This window comes from Methylobacterium amylolyticum (genome assembly GCF_030700245.1).
Classification (GTDB): Bacteria; Pseudomonadota; Alphaproteobacteria; order Rhizobiales; family Beijerinckiaceae; genus Methylobacterium.
The window spans coordinates 1-18934 of record NZ_JAUYZI010000075.1 but is presented as its reverse complement, the minus strand read 5'-3'; the positions used below and the strand labels follow the sequence as shown (position 1 = coordinate 18934).

The following is an 18934-nucleotide window of genomic DNA, read 5'->3' as shown; positions in this document are numbered from 1 at the left end:
GTGAGGTCGCGCCATGCCATCTCGGGGTCGCCGGCCAGCAGCCCGGCCGCGCCCGGGCAGTATCGGGCCGTCCCCTGACGGTGGTCCCACTCCCACAACCCGAGCACGCCGGCCGCCGTGAGCGCCCCCTTGCGCCACTCCCAGGCGTCCGTCGGCTGATGGTCCTCATCTCCGGCCATCGCACCGCCCCAGTCGTTCAGGTCTAAGCCCGATGCCACATTGTAACTCAGGTTAACGGGGCAACTCACCGTGCTCGCATGAGTTCAGACCGGGGGAAGCGCCGCGATGTCCGATACCGATGACGAAGCCGCGCGTGCCCGCCGGGTTCTGAGCGAGATCGCCCATGCCCTCGACATGCCATTGGAGGCATTCTTCTCGCGGGTCAGTGCCGAGCGACGGGGCCCATCCGAGGCGGAGGAGCAGGAACTGATCGGCTTGTTTCGATCAATCCGCGATCCATCGAAGCGCCGGCAATGTCTGGATCTGCTGCGTACGATGGCGGGACCGCCGGGCGTATGATCAGGGTGAAGTTCGAACGTGGAAGGCCCGCCCCCGACAGGTGATGGGGGCGGGCCTCGACTGCGACGACGCCGGCGAGGCCGCGCGGATCCTGGGAAGGACGGGACGCTGCTCAGGAGACGTGCGGACTGGTGGGCCCGGTCGCGAGAATGAGCCTACGACCCTGCGGTCAACAAAGCGTTGTGCCGGACTGCGCATGCCTCGATCGCGGCAGGGGCACCGCTGGGTGGACGCGCTGCTGGCGGATCGGTTGAGGTCGGCGCCCGGCTTCACGGGGCGGCGCCGGTCACCCTGGAGAGGATCGGAAGGGCGCACTTTAGCATTGCTGGCGCAATGCCGGTGCTCATGCCGCCGCTCCCCACAGCAGGGAGCCGCTTCGGGGGTCTGTCTGCGGCCCGGCTCGCTTGCCCGCCCATGCCGATCTGGAGGCAGCCTCAGCGTCGCCCTATCGCTCGCTGACCGGCGCCGTGAGCCCTGCGATTGCCGGTCGCCCAGCCGGCGCCCCGAGCCGGACCGTCCCATCTCGATACGGCTGCCACCGATCCCGAACCGCGCCACGCGGCACCGCCGCCAAGTCGCCCGAGGCCACGAGGGGGCGCACTTATGGGGAAATCCAGATTTCCCTCGGAATGGGCCGCTGGGCGCCCGCTCGCTCGGCTGGCGTTCGATGCGAGCCATGCGGGATCGCGCGTGGCTCAGGATAGCGACGACGATGGGCCTGTGTGCACCGCCCGATTGGTGGCCACGCGCACGCCGGTCCCTGCCTTGCAAGGCTCGTTTAGACTTGTTCTAAGCACGGCCGTGCCGGCATCCACGACGCGCGAGGACGATGCACACCTTCTCGACCGATCATGTTCCGCCACGCGACCGGTTCGAGCTTTGGCGCGAGGAACGAGCCCGGCGCATGTTCGGCGTCGAGGCCGAGACCTCGCCCGAATGGCGGCCGCACTTCACGGGCCGGATGACCGCCAGAGCGGTGGGTCGCGCGAAGCTGATCGACGTGGCGGTCACCTCCTACACGATGAGCCGCACGGAGCGGGCGATCGAGCGGGCGCCGGACGACAGCTTCTACGTCCGCCATCTCGTGCGCGGTCGCGGACTGATGATCGTCGGTGACCGGGCAGAACTCGTCGGCGACGGAGCGCTCTTCACGGGCATGAGCGACGTCCCCTACGGCAACGCGCCCGATCCGGACATGCCCGCGCCGGGGACGCTCTGCGTCTACCGGGCCATCAAGATACCGCTCGCCGTCCTGCCGGACCTGTCGCGGGACTCGGTGCGGCTGGCCATGCACCGGCACAGGCAGCCTTCCGGCTTTGATGCGCTGCTGCGCGGCTACCTCAACGCGTTCATCGAGCAGGCGCCCCGGCTCACCGGCGCGGCCGCCGATGCCGCCGTGCGCGCATTGGCTCAGCTCGCCGTCTGCGCCCGCGGCGCCGTCGATCTGCGCGAAGAAACCAGCACGGCGGCTATCCGCGCAGGCCTCCTGGCGCGGGCGCACCGGCTGATCGAGCAGAACCTGCATCGGACCGATTTGAGCCCTGCCCAGGTGGCGACGTGGCTCGGGATCTCGGTGCGCAAGCTGCACCTCGTGTTCGAGCCGGGCGGCGTGAGCTTCAGCCGATACGTGCTCGCCCGGCGGCTGGAGCGGGCCGACCGGCTGCTGCGCGAGGCGCCGCGGATGTCCGTGACAGAGATCGCCCATGCCGCGGGCTTCGAGAGCCTGCCGACCTTCTTCCGCGGTTACCGGGCCGCCTATGGTACATCACCTGGCGAGCGTCGCTCTCTCTGATCGGCCCGTCGCTGCCAATGGCCATCGACTCGAGCCCACGGCGTCGCTGTCGTTCCAAGCGCGCGATCCGGGTGGCAATCAGGGCACGGATCCGAGCCGCGTTGTCGATCAACACCCGGCGGGCGCGCAGAGCGTTTGCGGCATCGGAAGAAGGGATCGTGCTGGCATGCCTCACGGCAGTCCAGCGTTGCGACGGTGCTTCCCAGGGTGATGCTTTACGTATATACGGCAACCCATGAAGTTCTACGCGACGGAGCCGAAGCGGTCGGCGAACATCGCCAAACACGGCTTCGACCCGGCGGACTTCGAGGATGCCTTCGACATCGCCCGCGCCTTGAGCCGCCCGACCAAGCCGAGCCGCACGGGCCGGGAGCGGTTCCTGCTCACCGGGACGTGGTTCGGGGAGACCGTCGTCACCGTGATCATCTCGCCGCTCGGCACCGAGGCGTGCGACGTGGTGAGCGTCCGCCCCGCCAGCGCGAAGGAGAGGGCCGCCTATGCCGAAGCCTGACCATGCCCCCGGCTACGTGCCGAACCCCCACTACTCGCAAGAGGACTGGGACGAAGTCTGCGACAACCCCGAGCTGACGGACGCGGAGATCGCCGAGCTGCGCCCGGCCGCCGAGGTCCTGCCGCCCGCGCTCTACGCGGCCCTGGTCAACAAGGGCGGGCGCCCGAAGGCCGAGGTGCGGCGCGTGCCGATCTCGCTCCGGGTTGATCCCGACGTGCTGGCTGCCTTCAAGGACACCGGTCCGGGCTGGCAGACGCGGATGCACGAGGTCCTGGCCGCCGCCGTGAAGGCGGGACTGCCGAGGTCGGACGCGGCGTAGCAGCCGACGTCGAAAATTCCGAAATTGTCGTCGCAGCAGAAGCGACGAAATCGTTGACGTTGGCCACCGGGGACCGAGGCCATGCCGAAGCGCCGCCCCGAGGATCCTGACGCCGTCGCACCCATTCGGGTCGAGGTCGTCCCCCGACGTGGGCTGAGCCGGATCGAAGCCGCCCGCTACGTCGGTATCAGCACCACGAAATTCGATGCGTTGGTCCGCGAGGGACAGATGCCCCAGCCGTTCCGGATCGGCGCGCGGGTGATCTGGGACATCCGGAAGCTTGACGCCGCCTTCGACGAGTTGAGCGGGCCGGACACCGCCAGCCTCACCGGTTGGGAGGACTGGGACACCGGAGGACCTCGCATCAAGTCGGTGGAGGAGATCCTGGCCGAGTTCGATACCCTTCCCGGCGATAGTCAGACGGGGAAGGCCGCTCGGCGTCGGGGACGGCCGCCGAAGGAGAGGGCATGACAACGACCGTCCTCGATCCCTACGCCTACCCGCCGATCGGTATGAACCGAGAAGCCGCGGCACGCTATGTCGGGGTCACCGTCACCGTCTTCGACATGCTGGTGATGACGGGCTGGTTTCCCAAGGCGAAGGATCTCGGCGGCATGGCCGTCTGGGATAGGATCGAGTTGGAGGCGGCGTTCAGGTCCTCGACGGCAGACGATCAGGCCACGAGCAAGAAGCCCTCCGGGACGCTGATGTCGGAGGATCACCCGGGCTACCACAACGTCTACACCCCGGATACCTTGGCCGAGAGATGGAAGTGCAGCCGAAACCTCGTCCGCAACCTGATCCAACGCAAGGAACTGGAGGCGGTCAGGTACGGCCCGAAAATGCTCCGGATCACGGCTGCCGCCGTCATCGCCTACGAGCAGGCGAACCTCGTCGCGCCGTGCCGATGAGTGTCAGCCGCGCCGCTTCCGAGCGGCCTCTTCGTCCGCCACGGCCTCAACTGCGGCGATGGCGTTTTCGAGTTCGGCAATTTGCCGGATCGTGCTGTGGGCCGGAAGGGCATCGACCTGAGCAGCCTCCAAGATCAGATCGCGCTGGCGGCCCTTGAGACGGTTCAGGAGGGCGGTGAGCTTGTCGGTCATAGTGCGGCTGTAGCTGGGGCTGTACGCCCTCGACAACCTAATCATTTCGCCATCAACGACGCCCCCGGGCTTCCGCCAGGGATGTGAGCCGAGTCCCCCGCGTGGTAGCTTGCCATCAATCTTCCACGACTGTCCTCGCCATGTCGAAGCCTGTCACGCTGACTTTTACGTTCCCGCATAAACTTGGGGCCGCCGAAGTCCGGCGGCGGCTCGATCTTCACACCGCCTGGGCCTTCGAGCAGTTCGCCAAGGAGCGGATCACGATCGAAGCCGACGAGTGGTTCGGGAAACGCCGGGCCTTCCTAGCCCATGGCTACGGCATGACGGCGGGCGCGGCGATCCAAGTAGCTGACGACGCCCTGCACTTCGAGGCCCTGGTGCCCGAGGTGGTCGGCCCGTTTGCCCCGCTGATCGAGGTGATCGGGTGGCAGTACGCGCGGAAGCTCTTCGACGAGGAAGGCGCTGCGCGATAGCTCAGGCGAGGCCGTCCTTGGCGGCCTTGTCTGGATCTTCGGGATGGCGTTCCGCCTCCTTAACCGGATCCTTGCCCTCAGGCTCGCTGCCGGTGGTCGGGTCCGGAACGTTGACGCCCTTGATCGGCACCGTGGGCGGCTGAACGCTCTCGCCCTTGGGCTTGTCGGTGTCGGACATCGCTTCCTCCTCGATCACTGGACCGCCGCCTGCTGCCGTTCTCGGCGCCAGAGCGCGACCGCCACCCGCCGAGCCTCATAGCTCCGCCGCAGCGGCGTGCCGAGCCCACCCTGCCCCTCCGGCGCGTACCCGTAGGTGAGCACCGCGTCCGGCCCGTAGGTCCGGCGCATCTCGTCCCGCCAGAGGCGATCAGCGGATGCGAGCGCGGCTTCCGTCAGGGCCAAGCGGGTGATGTCCGGCAAGGTCGTCATCGGGGCCTCCGCGCGTATGTCGCTCAACGCGGCGATCGGTCGGGAGGTCCGGCGAGTAGTGCGTTGCCGGACAAGCCCCTAGACGAGCTTGACCATAAGGCGACGGATGCGGATTACGGTGCGCACAGGTTGAAACGCTGGCGTAGGTTCAACTGACCGGAAGGGCTCGGCCTCGCCCCGACCACTCACGGGCGGGAGCCCCTACGCCCGGATCTCGGAGGCCAGCTATGGTGCAGACGCGCGGCTAATCGGCAAGAACGTTCGCGGTATGCATTTATCCGCGGCCGAGCCGTTGATTGCTGCGCTGCGGTATCGTATGTTTGCGATGCGGGATGGCGATGGCGTCGCTCTTCCGCAGCCCTTCTTGGGCGTTTCCTCCCTAGACTTCGGGCCGCTCCTTCGGGAGTGGCCTTTTTTCTGTCTGTGGGCCCCAGGCTCCGACCTGTGTATCGCTCGACCAACTGGGCCGGTGGCGACGGAGGGACCGGCTGGCATCGAGCTTGGCCTTGTACTAAAGTCGAATGCGCGGCCCCCAAGCCGCCCTCAACACGACTCAGGCGCTCCGGTGACGGGGCGCTTTTTCGTTTGCAACCTCGTGACGCGCGCCGTGATGCCCGCCAACCCCGGATAAGGCGCGGTTATCCGGGGTAGCGTCGCGCTGGAGGCTCCGGATGGGCAATTTCCGGTCCGAGCGTGATCGTAGGCCTGATAATGCCCCCTTATCAGACCATCCTCGACACACGCCTATTGCTCCGCTTGGCGCCGCCCACCATCTTGAGGCCGTGCCAGTCCAGTATTCGGGACCACGGCGCGGCCGGACCCTCCCCAATGCTTCGACCACGTCGCATGGCCTCTTTCGCCGCTCTGGCGGTGGGCCTGTCCGTGCTCGCCGGATCCGGCGTCAGCGCCGCACCATCGGACCCATCGGGGCTGAAGTCGACGCCAGACCAACAAAGGCTGATGCAGATCGCCCGCGCCCTGGTCCGTCTTGAAGCCGTGCGGCAGAACTGTCCGCTGTTCTACGCCGTCGACATCAAGAAGCTCGACGAGATCCAGCGTCCGGTCTTCACGGACGCGATCAGCCGGTTCGGCAAGGAGCGGTTGCACCGGGCCGTCAACACCGTCGAGCCCGAGGTCGTAGAGGCGATCCGCGAGGGCGGCACCGCAACGTGGTGCCCGGCCCAGCGCGAGCACTACGATAGCATCGGCATCCCCGGCCTGATCGGCGACGTGTTGCCGTAGACGGCGGCTGCCTACCGTCCGATCCCGTGTGCCTGTAGCATCCGGAAGAATGACCGCGGGTCGAGAGCCTGTCGCGCCTGCTGGAGGCTCGGCACCCTCCCACCGCCGGCGGCCGGCATCGGCAGGCCGGACGGCCCGCTTCCCCCGCGTTGCTGGCCCTGGCCGCCCTGCGGCAGCAGGCCTTGCAGCGCCTCCCGCACCGCCCCGTAGGTACCGACGCCCTGCTGCGGGGGAGGGGGCTCCAGTGATGTCGGCTGCCCCGCCAACGCGGGGAGGGCGGGCGTCGGCGAGGCTTGTCCCGCGATTGGCGAGCCCTGCGCCTGGACGCCGCCGAGGCCGAAGCCGCCGCGTGTCGCAGTCGAGCCCATGGACGTGGACGCCGGCGCCGCGATGGCTGGAGTGGGTGCGGGAGTGCTCCCGCCTCCTCCCCCACCGCCCATCTTCTGGATCGCCCAGTTCACGACCTGACCCGCCGTCCAGTTCCTCAGGAACGGGTTGGCCGAGATCTGCCCGGGCTGGAGCACCTGACCGACCGGCGCGGAGGGGTCGGCCGAGAGCAGGCTGATGGCGCCGCGGGGCCCAGCGAAGTGGGCGAGGTACTTCGTCCCGTCGTTGACCGGCAGGCCGGCGGACTGGAGCTTAGCGCCATTCTCGTTGCCGTATGCTTCGATCATCTGACGCGACAGCTCCGGGTCGCTGCGCATCGCCAGGATCTGGTTGTTCGGCAGCCCCGCGAGATCGGGGCGGTTCTTCCGGACCTGATCGAGCCACGTGCCGTCGATGAACTGCCCAGCGCCCGTCGCCGAGGAGCGCGGGTTCTTCGCGAAGTTGTTGCCGCCGCTCTCGACGGTCGCGACGCGATCCGTGAACCCTCCTCCCCGCGCGGCCGGCATCTCTCCGGCCTGCGCGCTTCCCGGGCCCAGCGCCGAGGCCAGCCCACCCACAGCCAACATAGCCCCTGGCTGCACCACGCCCGTCGGCGCTCCCGTCGGCGGGGTCTGAGGCTGGAACCCGGTAAAGCCCGGCGGCGTGGCTGCCGGTACATCTTGGGCACTCTCCTGCCCCAGTGCCGAACCCATGCTGCCCTGCCCTGGGTCCTGCATGCGCAGGAGATCCATCAGGCCGAAGGTCGGGGTGTCGCCCTGTGCGAAGATCGGAAGGGCGCTGAAGATACCGCCGCTCATCGGGAAGCCTCTTCCTTTGCGAGAAATGGTCCGCCAGTGGCGAAAACCGCCCGGCTGCTGTAGCGATGCGATTTCAGAACGACAGCCGTCCTGGGGCTGTTCTGGCGATCCTGGCGGCTATCGACAGAAGAGGGACGGCGAACCATCCTGTTTTGCCGCGCTGGTTGCGTCTGCGCGTTCACGCCGCCGATCTCCCGACAGGATTGACCTGATGTGGGCCACCGCCGCCTGTGCCGCCTTGCGCAACGGCAGATGCCTGGAGCTGCGCTATGACGGCTTCACGCGCGTCGTCGAGGTTCACACCGTCGGCGTCTCGACAGCGGGCCACGAGATCATGAGCGTCTGGCAGGTCCGCGGCGGCAGCAATTCCGGCGAGCGTGCGGGTTGGAAGCTGATGCGGCTCGACGAAGCCCTCGGCGCCGTCGAGATCGACGAGAAATCCCAGGCGCCCCGATCCGGCTACAAGCGCAACCCGAAAACGTTCAGGTCCATAACCTGCCAGCTCTGAGCCGCGGCAATCGCAGACCCCGGCCTCGTAGGCGGGTGCGTTGTGCACCGCGCAGTCCGACCAATGGAAGTCATCGGGCATAGCGACCTCGCTGGACGAAGGGCGGGGGCGGGGCCACATTCAGGGGCATGCCCTGTTGGCTTGAAATCGGGCCGCTGCTGAGTCGCCCGCCGCTCAATGCGAGTTGGTTCTCGGATGCATTTTTAGACTTCATGGTCTGGTGGAGCGGGCTGTTCGGTCTGGACACGCCGCAGGCGTCCATGATTGTGGCCGCCGTGGTCTGCGGTGGCATCCTACTTGGGGTCTTGAGCACGATCTTCGGGATATTCTTCAGCGTCCTCTCGGCGATGATGCGGTAGACCATGCCCCGCTGGCTCGAAATCACCCTGATCCTGGTCCTGTTCGCCGCGGGCATGACGGCGCTGTCCTGGGGCGTGAACGCGACCGTGCCGGCCGGCATAGACTGGGTTGCCGACCGCCTCGGCATCGTCAGCGCCTGGGCGCTGTTCCTGTTGCTCATGGCGGTCTGCGCCTTCCTCGCGTGGCGGGGTCATCGCCCGGTGAAGGGCAGCCGCGGCAGGGTCGAAGGCAGGTAGCCCCGCGCCCTGTCGGCCTGGGACAGCGCTGCGGCCTGGGCCCCGCCGCCAGCGATGTTGCCGATGGCCGCCGCCCGCTGCTGGAGCGCCGAGCGCGCGCCGATCGCAGCGAGGAATTGGTCCATCAGCTCGCCCTGACGCATCGTCACGGCGCGGGCGAGCTCGTGGTTGCGGGCGAGATCGGCCTGCCGCCCGGCGGCGCTCGCCGCCAGCTTGAGGCCGCCCATCCCGCCCTTGGTCGCCAGGGCGCTCACACCGGCATCAGCGCCGCCGAAGATCGTCGCCAGCCCCGGCAGCACGTCGGTCGACCCCGCCGACACCTCCCGCGGGGCGATATCGCGTGCGGAGGCAGTGCGCTGGGCGGTCTGACTGTTGCGGACCACGTCCTGGTGGACCCGGTCGAACGCGCCCTCGCGATCCACCGCCGAGACGAGGTGCTGGGTCGGCTCCTCGCCGAACACGGTGCCGAGCTTGGCGCGGTTGAAGTCGCCCTCCCCCAGGACCGCGTTGCGCAGGGCGATCCGGTCGTTGAGCTGCGTGCCGAGATGACGATCGACCTCAGTGCGCAGGCCGAGGCGCTGCATGAAGGTCTCCATCGGGCTCATACCCGCGGTCTCTACCGCGAGCTGCCCCGGCCGGACGGCATCGCGCCCGCCGTTGAGGAGGGTCTGGCCGCGCTCGAAGGCGTCACCCCCCGCGAAGTACTGCTGCGCGGTGCGGTTCGCGTTGGCGTAGCCCGGCACCTGGGACTCAAGGGCACTGTTCAGCGCCCCGCGGACCTGACCGAGGCGGCTGACCGTGCTAGCCGCCGCCGAGCCCATCTGCCCCTGAGCCTGCGCGATGGCAGCATCCAGGGCCTCTTTCGCGTTGTGCAGCGCCTCGGGACGACGATCCGGGATCACCGCCCGACCCACCCCGGGCACCTCGCCCTCGTGGTGCAGCAGGTTCCACGCCCGATCCAAGGCGTCGGCGGCCGGACCCTTCTCCTGCGCCCGCAGCCCGCGGACCATGCCGAGCACGTCGGAGGTATCGACCGTGACGGGCTGCGCCACGGCCTCCCGGTACAGGGGCGGCACCGCCTGGTCGTAGCTCTGCTGGTGAGCACCCCGCACCGTGGCGGGCTCGGCCGCAGGCCCGAGGGCGGCATCGACATCGCCGCGGATCCGAGCGTTCGCACCGGCGGCCCGGGTCTCCAGCGGCGTCACCACCGCGCCGCGGGTGGCGGGCTCGACGGCGAGACCCTGCGCCCGGCCTGTGAGGCTCGGGGAGGCGTCCATCAGCATCGCCTCGGGGCCGAGCTGCCCGAGCCGGGCCCGGATGGCATCGGCGCCGCCCGAGGCCGCGAGATCGTCGGCCAGCTTGCCGGCGGCGGCCGAGCCGAACCCCGCGGTGGGGGCGAGGCGCTGTGCGACGACATCGCCGACCTTGCGCACGCCCGCGCCGACGGCGGCGCCGAGCGCGGGGGCGCCTGCGCCGAGGGCGGCCCCCGTCCCTGCGCCCTTCAGCGCCTCAAGCGGGTCGCCCCCGGTCCGCACCGCCGAGTCCGCGCCGCCGATCAGGCCGCCCGAGACGGTGGACGCCATCGCCCGCGCCGCGAGCGGGGCCGCGCCTGCGCCGAACAGGGCGGGAGCCGCGATGACGGCGGGGGCGAGGCCGCCGATCCCGCCAGCGACCGCGCCGGCCGTCGCCGCGACGGGGTGAGCGGCACGGGTGCCTGTGTCGTAGTCCTCGACGCGCTTCAGCTCGTCCGCGTAGGCGGTGCCGTCGCGCATCGAGCGGATGAGGGCGGCCGTGCGGTTGCTGGCGCCGGTGAGGGTGGGGCCGACCACCGGCACGCCATCGAGAGCGCCCGACGCTGCGGCGTAGGCTGCGGCCGGCATGCCGAGGAACCGTCCCATCGGGGTCTCCGTCGCCGGGACACCGCGGCCGGGATCCTCGCCGCCGAACGCGAGGTCCGCGGCCGACTGCGGGCCGGGGCCGGCGCGGTCCGCGAACGGATCGTGGTCCACGGGGATCAGCGTCGGGCTCGCGGGGGCCGCTGCATCGGCGAAGGGGTCGTGATCGACGGGGACGAGCTGCACCATCACCGCACCTCCAGGAACCGGCCGGGTCGCTTGGGATCGGGGGCATAGAACTTCCCGTCGGCGGCGAGGCGGGTGCCGTCAGGCGCGCCCTGCGGGATCGCAGCCGGCGTCTGGGTCTGCTGTGAGGCCTGCGCCTGCGGCTCGCCCAGGCGCGGCGGGACCGGGGTGTCGGGCAGGTAGACCGACCGTCCCGGATCGACACCGTAGGAGTTCGCGAGGCTGCGGTAGCGGTCTGCGACGCCCTCGGCGGTCTTGCGGGCGGTGCCGTACAACTGGCCCGCCTGCCCGATGAAATCCTGCCGCTGGCGATCTGTGAGGAATTCGCCCGATAACACCTTGTTGTAAGTATTCAATACACGTTCGGGCACTCCCGCCGCGTTTTTTGCTGTTGCGTATTCACCTTCTCTGACCACCGATCCTGGATCCAGCATCTTCATGAAGCCGAAAATCAGGTTGATGTCGGAGGCGGGCGAGACCGTATTCGGGTTCTCCTGGCGCTGCTTCGTGGCGGCGATGACGCGGCCGTAGCCGTCGTGCACATCGCCGAAGGTGCCGAGCCCCTTCGCGAACTCCCCGCGCAGCTTGCCCTCCACCTCGAAACCGTCGGGCTTCGCGGACGGCGCGGTCAGGATCGGCTTCAGTGTCCCGCGATCGTAGAAGGTCTGACCGGGGCGCGCGGCGAGCGGCGGCGGGCCATCGTTGAACGTGACCTTGCCGTAGGGGTCCACCCAGGCCGTCCGCGTGTCGTGATCGGGAATGCCGGCCTTGCGCCGGGCCTCGATGTCGGTGAGCGGGGTCTGTGTCTTGTCGGTGGCGACCGCGAGGGCGTTGCGCTCCAGCACCGCCGGGTCTGCCGGTCCGCCTGGGATGAAGGATTGACCACCGGGCGCGTCCCGATAGCCGGCTTGCGGGAGCTGCCCGGCCAGCGCGTCCTGCCGGATCATGCTCGGATCCTTGTCACCCCCCGGCAGGCGCGCCAGCATCGCGTTGACGTAGGCCGGATTGCTCGCGAGGGCCTGCGCCTGCTCGGATCCCATGCCCGGGTTGCGTTCCTGGATCAGCTTAGCGGTCTGGTTGAAGCTGTTCTGCTCCCGCTGGTACTTCTGCAACTCCATCCCGAGGCGGAGCTGCTGAAGCTGGTTGGCCGAGCTCTGCGAACCCGCCGCTGCAACACCTCTCGCGGCCGCAGCCCATCCAGCCGCACCGACGCGCTCAGGAGGCCTGAGCCGAACGCCAGGAGCGCGTCGGACACGTCGGGGCGGCCGAGCCCCTGCACGAATTTCTCGAAGAGGCCGGGCTGGGCCCGTGCGGCCTGGGCGCCGACCGCAATGGCCTGCGCTGGACTCGCCCCCCCGAAGCCTGCACCGCCCTGCCCCCCGGGCCAGCCGGACATCGGTTGCGCCTGGCCCAGCGGCCGTGGGCGTCCTGCCGTGACGGCGCCCGTGAGCGGATCGAAGCTGTCGGCCGGCAGTGCCTCGGCTGCCCCCATATCCGGGCGACCCGGGGCTGTGGGGCCAGCGTCCGTGCCCCGGCGGGCGGCGGCCGCGTTTGGGTCCGACCCGGGCAAGCCGCCAGGGCCGTTCCCGACGATCTGACGCGGCGGCAGGACCGCGCCCGTAGTCGAGGGCTCCGGCTGCGGCACCATCAGGGCCCCGGCGGACGGGCGCTGCGGCGGCAGGGGGGCATCGCGCGGCTCGAAGGCGCCCGGCAGGGAGCCGCCAGAGGTGCCCGAGAAGCCGTTGCGCCCGCCGCCGAGCCCCCCGCGGTCGAACAGCAGGCGGTCGATCGCCGAGGGCCCGTCGAGCGCGGCCCGGTCCTGCGGCGAGGCCAGGGCCCGTTCGAGCGCCTGGGTTTGTCGCTCGTCCATCGCGACCGGAGGCACGGGCTGGCCGAGCGAGCCCGTCGCCTCGGGGCCGCCCGGGGATTGAAAGCGACGGAACAGATCAGCCAGGTCCTCTGCCGAGAAATCGGCCAGGACGGGCAATTGACCGAAGGGTGCGAGGCCACCGGACACGGCGAGCTCCTACGCGAGAGAGACGGGAGAGGAGAGGCGGGGCATCACGCGGTCCCGGCGCTCGATCCGAGGTGCCCGAGGCACGCCAGGGTATTGCCGGCATGGCCGTTCAGGCGGTCGAAGGTCCGCAGGTTGTCGACGATCGCCGGCACGTCGCTGGCCTCGAACGCGGCAGCGAGGCCCCGGGCGGCAACCTCGATCGCCCGGAAGGTCTCCACCGCCTCACGGCGATAGGCTTCCATCTGCCCCTGCATCGCGGGGGACGCCTGGGGACGCCCTAGCGGCGCATCCTCGTCGAGATCGGCGACGTGCGGCTCGGTCACGGGCGCGCTCCTGATTGAAGGGGGGGGGGCAGGCCGGCACTCGCCAAGAGGTCGTAGAACCGGCGCACATCCAGGCCGGCCGGGGCAGGAGCGGCGCCCTGCTCACCGGTGATCCTCCGCGCCAGCGCCTCGACCGGATTGGGATCGTCATCGACCGACATGGCGACCACTGGCGCGCCCCAGCGGTCCCGGATCAGCATGGCCGCGGAGCGGAGGCCGCGCCGGTCACCGCCGGCGAACGCGGCGGCCCGCATCGCCGCGATGAAGCGCAGCGCCAGGGCTCCCGGGGTGCCCGAGAACGTCCGCGCCGCCTCTGACATCACTTCGGATCCCGCGAGGCTGTTGCCGGCGAGAGCGAACCCGCCGCGCGGATCGAAGGGGAAGGCGGCATCGCCGGACCAGGACGGGAGGTCGGAGCCGGAGCGCGCAGCGAGCTGCCCCGCAACATCGGCGACGACGATCTGACGGCGCCCGCGATCCTCTCCCCGCCGCATCAGCGCGGCGACCACCGCCTCGGCGCCCTTGCCCGCTCGAAGCATGGCGAGCCCATCGGCACCGGATGACGCTTCGGGCCGGCCCTGCGCGGCGATAGCCCCGGCATCGGCCGCGACGTGCGGCACCAGCGCGGCCCCACCCGGGATGGCCGTCACGGTGACGACGCCGATCTGTCCGGTGGCTGTGTCGAGGGCGACGACGGAGAGGGTCACGGCTCAGGCCGCCACCGGCAGGGCGGCCGCGGGCGCGGCGGACGGGGGTGGGGGCGGATCGTCCGGGCGGACCGTCGCGGCCAGGGCGCGCCTCACCCAATCGGAGGCGGACGCCCCTTCACGCCGAGCAGCGGCGTCGATCGCGCGGCGCAGGTCCGCGTCGGTGCGGATCGTGATCGTGGAGCCGTAGTTGAGCGGGCGCATGCGCGACCTCCGGTGTCGGAGACCTGAATAACGCGTGCAAAGAATTAAAGTAAGACGCTAGAATATGCTGCGCGGTCTGTGCAGTTGCTACAATATCATTTCGTATCTCCCGGGTTGCTGGGTTCGGAAATTTTCTGCTGCGCAAGCCGACTTTCGTCCCTGAACTTCACCATCATGTCGCGCAGGCCAGCCGTGCGGGTCGGCAACGTGAGGCCGAGGTCGCGCAAGACTTGAATGGCCAACCTCTCACCCTCTCGAAGGCGCCTTTGATGGTCTTCTTCGGAACGATCCTGCGGCTTTTCAGGCAACCCGGCATCCGCCCCAAGCACATCGAACATCATCGTTTTCAAGCCGTGCCGGAGAAGCCACAAAGTTTCGTAGTCCTCTACCCACCTCTTGCCCGTAATTTCGGGGGTATATTTGAACATGCATGCAAATGCACGCATAGCATTGTGCGACGTTGTGTCGGGTCCGATGAAAGCATTCAAGAGATTGTCGGCTTGAAAACTATTCTCAAGCCGTGTCTCAACTTCTTGCGCGAGAGACCGTCCACTCGCTGCCGCCGCGTCCTCAAGCGCTTTCCGTAGGCCGATCGTGGTGCGCGCCATCAGCGGCACGCGCTTACCCTCGCCGTCTGGGGTCGCCCGCTTTGGCATGGCGCTCAGTCTCTCTGATGAACGAGCGTTACGCCTATCATTCGCTGAGTTGACAAGCAAGCACAGTCTGCCCGATAACATTCTGAGCGCATGATACGCGCATCGCTCGGAGGTCTCGGATGAATGAAGCTCTGCGAAAGGCGCTCGCCGAAGAGCGCGGCGTGGACGTGCCGGACCTTGCCAGCGCGCTCGGGGTGTCGAAGCACCTGCTCTACAGAGCCATCAAGACCGGAGAGATCCGCGCATCGCGCATCGGGCAGCGGGTTACGGTCCCCCCGCACATTGCCCGCGAGCTGCTCTGCCTGCCGGCGCGCGCGGCCGAGCCTGTCGCCGCCTGAAGCCCCCGCCATCCGCGGGCGAGGCCCGCGGGCCGCTCACCCCGGCGCCGATGCGGCCGGCGCGATCAGCAGGAACAGCAGGCCATGAACGGAAGAACCCGCGCGTCGCGGGTTGCAACGGCGGGCTCTCGAAATGTCGTCTTGGCGGTCGACACCGAGATACTTGCCCCAGCGACCCCGGATTTTCAAGCGTCGATCCTCGCCCGGCGATACGGCCTCCCCCGTGCCGTAGCCGCAACGGTCGCCGGTCTCGCCTACCCCGTCCTTGACGACTGGCGAGTCCGTGCATGACGGCCGCCCCGATCCTCTCGCGCGCCGGAGACGGCGCGCCCCTCAACATCGCGTTCGGCGAGATCGCGGAGCGGGCCGGCATCGCCGAAACCTACGCCCGGACGGCGGCCGACTTCGCGTCGGTCGGAGACCGGCGGGGCGCGAGCTACGCCTTGCGGCAGGCCGCCATCGCCCTCGCCAGCGCGGTCGATGCCGCGGCGACGCTCCGGCCCGCTCACCGGGATGGGGGTGGCCGATGAGCCGCCTCATCCGCCCGCCGCGCAAGGCCCGAGCCTGCGCCAACTGCCAGCACTTCGCCGCGAACGGCACCGCCTTCGTCTACGGCGGCCGGGGCATCCTCGGCGCGATCGGCGAGCAGGCCCGGGGTGACTGCCGCGCCAAGCCCCCGACCCGCGACCGGAAAACCGGCGACGCCGTGTGGCCCGACGTGGTCGCATCCGACTGGTGCTCCGCCTTCACCCGCCCCGAGACCGTGAAGCGCGGGGAGGCGGCATGAGCGCCGGCATCACCCGTTCCGTGCTCGGCACCCTGTCCGGGATCGCCGACGCCCTCGCCTCCGCCGACGTCGACGACGACGACCTCTACGCCGTTGCTGACGCGCTCCAGGCCGCCCGCAACGCGGTCCTCGACGAGGCGCTGCGTCGCCTCGCCACCGCCGAAGGGTATCGCATCGCGGCCGAGTATCGCCGCGCCCATCCCCGACCCGATGGAGTGCCGGCACGATGAACGCGCGGCCGTCCAACCACGGCGCCGACATGGCGCAGCACGCCCTCGCCTACGCCCGGCGCGGCTTCCCGGTGTTTCCGTGCGACCCGACGACGAAGCAGCCGCTCGTCGGCCGCGACAAGGATGCCGAGGGCAAGCCGATCCCGAAGACGGGCGGCCTGCACAAGGCGACCCGCGATGAGGCGCAGATCCAGGAGTGGTGGAGCCGCTACCCACGCGCGATGATCGGCCTGCGCATGGGACCCGAGGCCGGCGTGTTCGCGCTGGATCCCGACCGGCCGAAGGAGCCCGGCGAGCCCGACGGCCTCGCCGCCTGGGACGAGATGATCCGGGCGCACGGCTACGCGCCGGCCACGCACGCGCACGTCAGCCCTCGCGGCGGGATGCACCTGCTGTTCGCCTACCCGGCCGACCTCACCGTCACCAACAGTCCCGGGCAGCTACCGCCCGGCATCGATGTTCGGGGCGCCGGCGGCTACGTCATCGCACCCCCGAGCCGGACCGCCGACGGTCGGGAATACCGCCTCGCCCAGCCCGAGCACGCGTTCCGGTTCGAGCCCGCGCCGGCCTTCCTGCTCGACCTGCTGCGGAAGCCCGAGCCCGCGGGCGCGCCGCAGCCCGAGCCGAAGAAGACGAGCGAGAGGGCGGCCCCGAACGGGGCTCGCTCCCGGATCTTCAACGACGAGGTGCCGGACAGCTACATCGCCCGCGCCGTCGAGGAGGAGTGCGCCATCGTCGCCCTAGCACCCCGCGGCCAGCGCAACGAGGCGCTGAACCGGGCCGCGTTCAAGCTCGGCACTCTCGTCGGCGCGGGTCGCCTCGATGCGGGCGTGGCGACCCGCCGCCTTCTCGACGCCGCGACGACCAGTGGCCTCGTGGGTGACGACGGGCAGACGGCAGCCCTCGCGACCATCGAGAGCGGGTTGACGTCGGGCGCGGCACACCCTCGCGACTTCTCCGAGCGCAAGGCGCGGTCCGGGGCGCCGACGCAGGGGCGGGAGGAGCGCCGCGGCGGCGGGGCTGGCGGCGCGACCGCTGCGCCCGGAAGCGATGACAACCAAGACGACCGTCCGGACATCCGCATCGTCAACGGCGAGGTGCCCCGCGCCGTCACCGAGACCGAGCAGGCCATCATGGCGGCGGCCATGCCGATCTTCACCCGCTCCGGAAGCCTCGTCCGGCCGGTGATCGAGAGCGTGCCGGCAGCGCGGGGGCGGCAGACGCAGGTCGCCCGCCTCAAGACGATGTGCGCCGCGAGCCTCGCTGACCACACGGCTCAGGTCGCTCGGTATCAGCGGTTCGACGGCCGGTCGAAGGACTGGGTCACGATCAACCCGCCCGCCGAGGTGATGAACGCCCTGCTCGCCCGCGACGGCAAGTGGCGCCTGCCCCCGATCGCCGGCGTCATCACCACCCCGACCCTGCGCCCCGACGGCTCGATCCTCGACCGTCCCGGCTACGACCCCGAGACCCGGCTGTACCTTTCCCTCGACCCCGGCTTCCGGATGCCGGCGATCCCTGAGCGGCCGGGGCGCGAAGAGGCCGAGCAGGCCTTGCAACTCCTTGAGGATCTGCTGGTCTCGTTCCCGTTCGTCGGGCATGTCGACCGCGCGGTGGGCCTGTCCGCCTTGATGACGCCGGTGGTGCGCGGTGCCCTGCCGACCGCGCCGCTCCACGCGATCCGCGCCAGCACCCCGGGCACGGGCAAGAGCTACCTCGTCGACCTCGCCAGCACGATCGCCACCGGCCGGCGCTGCCCGGTGATCGCCGCCGGCCGAACCGAGGAGGAGACGGAGAAGCGCCTGGGCGCCCTGCTGCGCGAGGGCGTGCCGATCATCTCGATCGACAACGTCAACGGCGAACTCGGCGGCGACGCCCTGTGCCAGATGACCAACATGCCGATCGTACGGGTGCGGGTGCTCGGCAAGAGCGAGGCACCCGAGACCGAGTGCCGGGCGACCACCTTCGCCACCGGAAACGGCCTGATCCTCGTCGGCGACATGACCCGGCGCACCCTGCTCTGCACCCTCGACACCCAAGCCGAGCGGCCCGAGCTGCGTGACTTCGACTTCGACCCGATCGAGCGGGTGCAGGTCGATCGCGGCCGGTACGTCGCAGCCGTGCTGACGGTCGTCCGGGCCTACCGCGCCGCGGGCGCACCGAAAGTGTGCGGTCCCGTCGGCTCCTACGAGGACTGGACGGCCGCGGTGCGGGCTCCGCTGATCTGGCTCGGCCAGCCCGACCCGTGCGCCAGCATGGAGAAGGCCCGGGAGGAGGATCCGGAGCTGTCTGCGATCCGCGAGCTGTTCGGCCACTGGCGCGACCACCTGAGCCTGTCGAGCGGCTACACCACCAACGCCATCATCAAGACCGCCTGCGAGAAGGGACCGGGGGCGAGCTTCGACTACGGGACGCAGGATTTCCGGGCGCCCGAATTCCGCGACCTACTGCTGCGGCAGGCCGGCGATGGCGGAGCGGTGAACAGCCGCCGCCTCGGCAAGTGGCTCGCGAAGATCAGCGGTCGCGTCGTCGATGGCCACCGGATCGAGATGAAAGCTGACGGCAGCAACGGCAACCGCTTCACGCTCCGGTTGATCGGCCCTGACACCTACACCGCACCGCGGACGGAATTCTGACCATGCCTCGCGGGCTGGCAGCCATAGGGGTTTCAGGGGTTCTAGGCGGTGTGGACAGTTACCGGAGCCACAGGACGATGGCGGCGAGGGTGACGACGGCAGCGTAGTTGCGGGCGGTCTTCTCGTAGCGGGTGGCCACCCGCCGGAACTGTTTGAGCTTGGCAAAGCAGCACTCGATCAGATGGCGCTCCCTGTAGAGCACCCTGTCGAGGTCGTACTTCCTGGCGCGCGAGGGATTGCTCGGGATCACGGCCTGCGCGCTCTGGTCGGAGATGAGCT

At 69.8% G+C, this 18934-nt stretch carries 28 protein-coding genes; 15 read left to right on the top strand and 13 right to left on the bottom strand.

All coding sequences use genetic code 11. From position 1 onward, the window contains the following. Positions 1–285: 285 nt before the first annotated feature. The 6 genes from Q8W71_RS29915 to Q8W71_RS29890 all read left to right on the top strand — a co-directional run bounded on the left by Q8W71_RS29915 (position 286) and on the right by Q8W71_RS29890 (position 4052). Complete coding sequence (locus tag Q8W71_RS29915) at positions 286–519, top strand: hypothetical protein (RefSeq protein WP_305528575.1); 234 nt, start codon at positions 286–288, stop codon at positions 517–519. A gap of 904 nt (positions 520–1423) precedes the next feature. Further along, on the top strand, positions 1424–2311 hold the full coding sequence (locus tag Q8W71_RS29910) for a helix-turn-helix transcriptional regulator (protein WP_305529034.1): 888 nt from the start codon (positions 1424–1426) through the stop codon (positions 2309–2311). A 235-nt stretch (positions 2312–2546) separates the two neighbouring features. After that, positions 2547–2822, top strand: a complete 276-nt coding sequence (locus Q8W71_RS29905) for a BrnT family toxin (protein WP_305529033.1) — start codon at positions 2547–2549, stop codon at positions 2820–2822. Then, on the top strand, positions 2809–3141 hold the full coding sequence (locus Q8W71_RS29900; protein ID WP_305529032.1) for a BrnA antitoxin family protein: 333 nt from the start codon (positions 2809–2811) through the stop codon (positions 3139–3141). Before Q8W71_RS29905 ends, Q8W71_RS29900 begins: the two co-directional genes overlap by 14 nt. A gap of 81 nt (positions 3142–3222) precedes the next feature. Beyond that, the gene (locus Q8W71_RS33000; RefSeq protein WP_370875579.1) at positions 3223–3612 is read left to right on the top strand and encodes a helix-turn-helix transcriptional regulator; all 390 of its coding nucleotides are present in this window, start codon (positions 3223–3225) and stop codon (positions 3610–3612) included. Then, entirely contained in the window at positions 3609–4052 is a 444-nt protein-coding gene (locus Q8W71_RS29890; RefSeq protein WP_305529031.1) for a helix-turn-helix domain-containing protein, read from the top strand. The genes Q8W71_RS33000 and Q8W71_RS29890 overlap by 4 nt, the downstream gene beginning before the upstream one ends. A gap of 3 nt (positions 4053–4055) precedes the next feature. Here the strand turns inward: Q8W71_RS29890 and Q8W71_RS29885 are convergent, their stop codons facing one another. Continuing rightward, complete coding sequence (locus tag Q8W71_RS29885; RefSeq protein ID WP_305529030.1) at positions 4056–4244, bottom strand: hypothetical protein; 189 nt, start codon at positions 4242–4244, stop codon at positions 4056–4058. 140 nt (positions 4245–4384) lie between these two features. Between Q8W71_RS29885 and Q8W71_RS29880 the strand changes: the two genes are divergently transcribed. Beyond that, entirely contained in the window at positions 4385–4717 is a 333-nt protein-coding gene (locus tag Q8W71_RS29880; RefSeq protein ID WP_305529029.1) for a hypothetical protein, read from the top strand. A 1-nt stretch (position 4718) separates the two neighbouring features. On the opposite strand, the gene Q8W71_RS29875 is transcribed toward Q8W71_RS29880, so the two are convergent. Continuing rightward, a complete protein-coding gene (locus Q8W71_RS29875) occupies positions 4719–4895 on the bottom strand; it encodes a hypothetical protein (protein ID WP_305529028.1) in 177 nt (58 codons plus the stop codon). Positions 4896–4909: 14 nt separating this feature from the next. Beyond that, on the bottom strand, positions 4910–5146 hold the full coding sequence (locus Q8W71_RS29870) for a hypothetical protein (RefSeq protein ID WP_305529027.1): 237 nt from the start codon (positions 5144–5146) through the stop codon (positions 4910–4912). A gap of 846 nt (positions 5147–5992) precedes the next feature. Here Q8W71_RS29870 and Q8W71_RS29865 point away from each other — a divergent pair. Then, the gene (locus tag Q8W71_RS29865; RefSeq protein WP_305529026.1) at positions 5993–6388 is read left to right on the top strand and encodes a hypothetical protein; all 396 of its coding nucleotides are present in this window, start codon (positions 5993–5995) and stop codon (positions 6386–6388) included. 11 nt (positions 6389–6399) lie between these two features. On the opposite strand, the gene Q8W71_RS29860 is transcribed toward Q8W71_RS29865, so the two are convergent. Beyond that, positions 6400–7572: a hypothetical protein gene (locus Q8W71_RS29860; protein ID WP_305529025.1), complete on the bottom strand. Its 1173-nt coding sequence runs from the start codon at positions 7570–7572 to the stop codon at positions 6400–6402. A gap of 211 nt (positions 7573–7783) precedes the next feature. On the opposite strand from Q8W71_RS29860, the gene Q8W71_RS29855 reads away from it, so the two are divergent. Next, on the top strand, positions 7784–8080 hold the full coding sequence (locus Q8W71_RS29855; RefSeq protein WP_305529024.1) for a hypothetical protein: 297 nt from the start codon (positions 7784–7786) through the stop codon (positions 8078–8080). Between the two features lie 70 nt (positions 8081–8150). Here the strand turns inward: Q8W71_RS29855 and Q8W71_RS29850 are convergent, their stop codons facing one another. Further along, positions 8151–8444: a hypothetical protein gene (locus Q8W71_RS29850; RefSeq protein WP_305529023.1), complete on the bottom strand. Its 294-nt coding sequence runs from the start codon at positions 8442–8444 to the stop codon at positions 8151–8153. Here Q8W71_RS29850 and Q8W71_RS29845 point away from each other — a divergent pair. After that, entirely contained in the window at positions 8443–8676 is a 234-nt protein-coding gene (locus Q8W71_RS29845; RefSeq protein ID WP_305529022.1) for a hypothetical protein, read from the top strand. The genes Q8W71_RS29850 and Q8W71_RS29845 overlap by 2 nt on opposite strands. Here Q8W71_RS29845 and Q8W71_RS29840 read toward each other — a convergent pair. The 7 genes from Q8W71_RS29840 to Q8W71_RS29810 form a co-directional block, all read right to left on the bottom strand. Beyond that, the gene (locus Q8W71_RS29840) at positions 8631–10760 is read right to left on the bottom strand and encodes a hypothetical protein (RefSeq protein WP_305529021.1); all 2130 of its coding nucleotides are present in this window, start codon (positions 10758–10760) and stop codon (positions 8631–8633) included. The two genes, Q8W71_RS29845 and Q8W71_RS29840, sit on opposite strands and share 46 nt — an antisense overlap. After that, positions 10760–11869 (bottom strand): hypothetical protein, encoded by a 1110-nt coding sequence (locus tag Q8W71_RS29835; protein ID WP_305529020.1) that lies wholly within the window; start codon positions 11867–11869, stop codon positions 10760–10762. Before Q8W71_RS29835 ends, Q8W71_RS29840 begins: the two co-directional genes overlap by 1 nt. Next, positions 11818–12774: a hypothetical protein gene (locus tag Q8W71_RS29830; RefSeq protein WP_305529019.1), complete on the bottom strand. Its 957-nt coding sequence runs from the start codon at positions 12772–12774 to the stop codon at positions 11818–11820. Before Q8W71_RS29830 ends, Q8W71_RS29835 begins: the two co-directional genes overlap by 52 nt. A gap of 44 nt (positions 12775–12818) precedes the next feature. Further along, complete coding sequence (locus tag Q8W71_RS29825) at positions 12819–13097, bottom strand: hypothetical protein (protein WP_305529018.1); 279 nt, start codon at positions 13095–13097, stop codon at positions 12819–12821. Next, positions 13094–13804: a DUF1028 domain-containing protein gene (locus tag Q8W71_RS29820; protein ID WP_305529017.1), complete on the bottom strand. Its 711-nt coding sequence runs from the start codon at positions 13802–13804 to the stop codon at positions 13094–13096. Before Q8W71_RS29820 ends, Q8W71_RS29825 begins: the two co-directional genes overlap by 4 nt. A gap of 3 nt (positions 13805–13807) precedes the next feature. Beyond that, positions 13808–14008, bottom strand: coding sequence for a ribbon-helix-helix protein, CopG family (locus tag Q8W71_RS29815; protein ID WP_305529016.1), 201 nt, complete (start codon positions 14006–14008; stop codon positions 13808–13810). Between the two features lie 95 nt (positions 14009–14103). Beyond that, positions 14104–14664: a hypothetical protein gene (locus Q8W71_RS29810; protein ID WP_305529015.1), complete on the bottom strand. Its 561-nt coding sequence runs from the start codon at positions 14662–14664 to the stop codon at positions 14104–14106. Positions 14665–14783: 119 nt separating this feature from the next. Between Q8W71_RS29810 and Q8W71_RS29805 the strand changes: the two genes are divergently transcribed. From Q8W71_RS29805 to Q8W71_RS29785, 5 genes are all read left to right on the top strand, one after another. Then, a complete protein-coding gene (locus tag Q8W71_RS29805; RefSeq protein WP_305529014.1) occupies positions 14784–15002 on the top strand; it encodes a helix-turn-helix domain-containing protein in 219 nt (72 codons plus the stop codon). Positions 15003–15289: 287 nt separating this feature from the next. Next, positions 15290–15532, top strand: a complete 243-nt coding sequence (locus tag Q8W71_RS29800) for a hypothetical protein (RefSeq protein ID WP_305529013.1) — start codon at positions 15290–15292, stop codon at positions 15530–15532. Further along, positions 15529–15789: a hypothetical protein gene (locus tag Q8W71_RS29795; protein ID WP_305529012.1), complete on the top strand. Its 261-nt coding sequence runs from the start codon at positions 15529–15531 to the stop codon at positions 15787–15789. The genes Q8W71_RS29800 and Q8W71_RS29795 overlap by 4 nt, the downstream gene beginning before the upstream one ends. Then, positions 15786–16019 carry a hypothetical protein gene (locus Q8W71_RS29790; protein WP_305529011.1) on the top strand — a complete coding sequence of 78 codons (234 nt, stop codon included), beginning with the start codon at positions 15786–15788 and terminating at the stop codon, positions 16017–16019. The genes Q8W71_RS29795 and Q8W71_RS29790 overlap by 4 nt, the downstream gene beginning before the upstream one ends. Beyond that, entirely contained in the window at positions 16016–18655 is a 2640-nt protein-coding gene (locus Q8W71_RS29785) for a bifunctional DNA primase/polymerase (protein WP_305529010.1), read from the top strand. The genes Q8W71_RS29790 and Q8W71_RS29785 overlap by 4 nt, the downstream gene beginning before the upstream one ends. Positions 18656–18713: 58 nt before the next feature. On the opposite strand, the gene Q8W71_RS29780 is transcribed toward Q8W71_RS29785, so the two are convergent. Beyond that, on the bottom strand, positions 18714–18934 hold a 221-nt coding region (locus Q8W71_RS29780; RefSeq protein ID WP_305529009.1), incomplete at its 5' end, for a transposase.

Coding starts and splice junctions, on each gene's coding strand:
- Q8W71_RS29915 (WP_305528575.1), top strand. CDS start 286: ATGTCCGATACCGATGACGAAGCCGCGCGTGCCCGCCGGGTTCTGAGC.
- Q8W71_RS29910 (WP_305529034.1), top strand. CDS start 1,424: ATGTTCGGCGTCGAGGCCGAGACCTCGCCCGAATGGCGGCCGCACTTC.
- Q8W71_RS29905 (WP_305529033.1), top strand. CDS start 2,547: ATGAAGTTCTACGCGACGGAGCCGAAGCGGTCGGCGAACATCGCCAAA.
- Q8W71_RS29900 (WP_305529032.1), top strand. CDS start 2,809: ATGCCGAAGCCTGACCATGCCCCCGGCTACGTGCCGAACCCCCACTAC.
- Q8W71_RS33000 (WP_370875579.1), top strand. CDS start 3,223: ATGCCGAAGCGCCGCCCCGAGGATCCTGACGCCGTCGCACCCATTCGG.
- Q8W71_RS29890 (WP_305529031.1), top strand. CDS start 3,609: ATGACAACGACCGTCCTCGATCCCTACGCCTACCCGCCGATCGGTATG.
- Q8W71_RS29885 (WP_305529030.1), bottom strand. CDS start 4,244: ATGACCGACAAGCTCACCGCCCTCCTGAACCGTCTCAAGGGCCGCCAG.
- Q8W71_RS29880 (WP_305529029.1), top strand. CDS start 4,385: ATGTCGAAGCCTGTCACGCTGACTTTTACGTTCCCGCATAAACTTGGG.
- Q8W71_RS29875 (WP_305529028.1), bottom strand. CDS start 4,895: ATGTCCGACACCGACAAGCCCAAGGGCGAGAGCGTTCAGCCGCCCACG.
- Q8W71_RS29870 (WP_305529027.1), bottom strand. CDS start 5,146: ATGACGACCTTGCCGGACATCACCCGCTTGGCCCTGACGGAAGCCGCG.
- Q8W71_RS29865 (WP_305529026.1), top strand. CDS start 5,993: ATGGCCTCTTTCGCCGCTCTGGCGGTGGGCCTGTCCGTGCTCGCCGGA.
- Q8W71_RS29860 (WP_305529025.1), bottom strand. CDS start 7,572: ATGAGCGGCGGTATCTTCAGCGCCCTTCCGATCTTCGCACAGGGCGAC.
- Q8W71_RS29855 (WP_305529024.1), top strand. CDS start 7,784: ATGTGGGCCACCGCCGCCTGTGCCGCCTTGCGCAACGGCAGATGCCTG.
- Q8W71_RS29845 (WP_305529022.1), top strand. CDS start 8,443: ATGCCCCGCTGGCTCGAAATCACCCTGATCCTGGTCCTGTTCGCCGCG.
- Q8W71_RS29850 (WP_305529023.1), bottom strand. CDS start 8,444: ATGGTCTACCGCATCATCGCCGAGAGGACGCTGAAGAATATCCCGAAG.
- Q8W71_RS29840 (WP_305529021.1), bottom strand. CDS start 10,760: ATGGTGCAGCTCGTCCCCGTCGATCACGACCCCTTCGCCGATGCAGCG.
- Q8W71_RS29815 (WP_305529016.1), bottom strand. CDS start 14,008: ATGCGCCCGCTCAACTACGGCTCCACGATCACGATCCGCACCGACGCG.
- Q8W71_RS29810 (WP_305529015.1), bottom strand. CDS start 14,664: ATGCCAAAGCGGGCGACCCCAGACGGCGAGGGTAAGCGCGTGCCGCTG.
- Q8W71_RS29805 (WP_305529014.1), top strand. CDS start 14,784: ATGAATGAAGCTCTGCGAAAGGCGCTCGCCGAAGAGCGCGGCGTGGAC.
- Q8W71_RS29800 (WP_305529013.1), top strand. CDS start 15,290: ATGACGGCCGCCCCGATCCTCTCGCGCGCCGGAGACGGCGCGCCCCTC.
- Q8W71_RS29795 (WP_305529012.1), top strand. CDS start 15,529: ATGAGCCGCCTCATCCGCCCGCCGCGCAAGGCCCGAGCCTGCGCCAAC.
- Q8W71_RS29790 (WP_305529011.1), top strand. CDS start 15,786: ATGAGCGCCGGCATCACCCGTTCCGTGCTCGGCACCCTGTCCGGGATC.
- Q8W71_RS29785 (WP_305529010.1), top strand. CDS start 16,016: ATGAACGCGCGGCCGTCCAACCACGGCGCCGACATGGCGCAGCACGCC.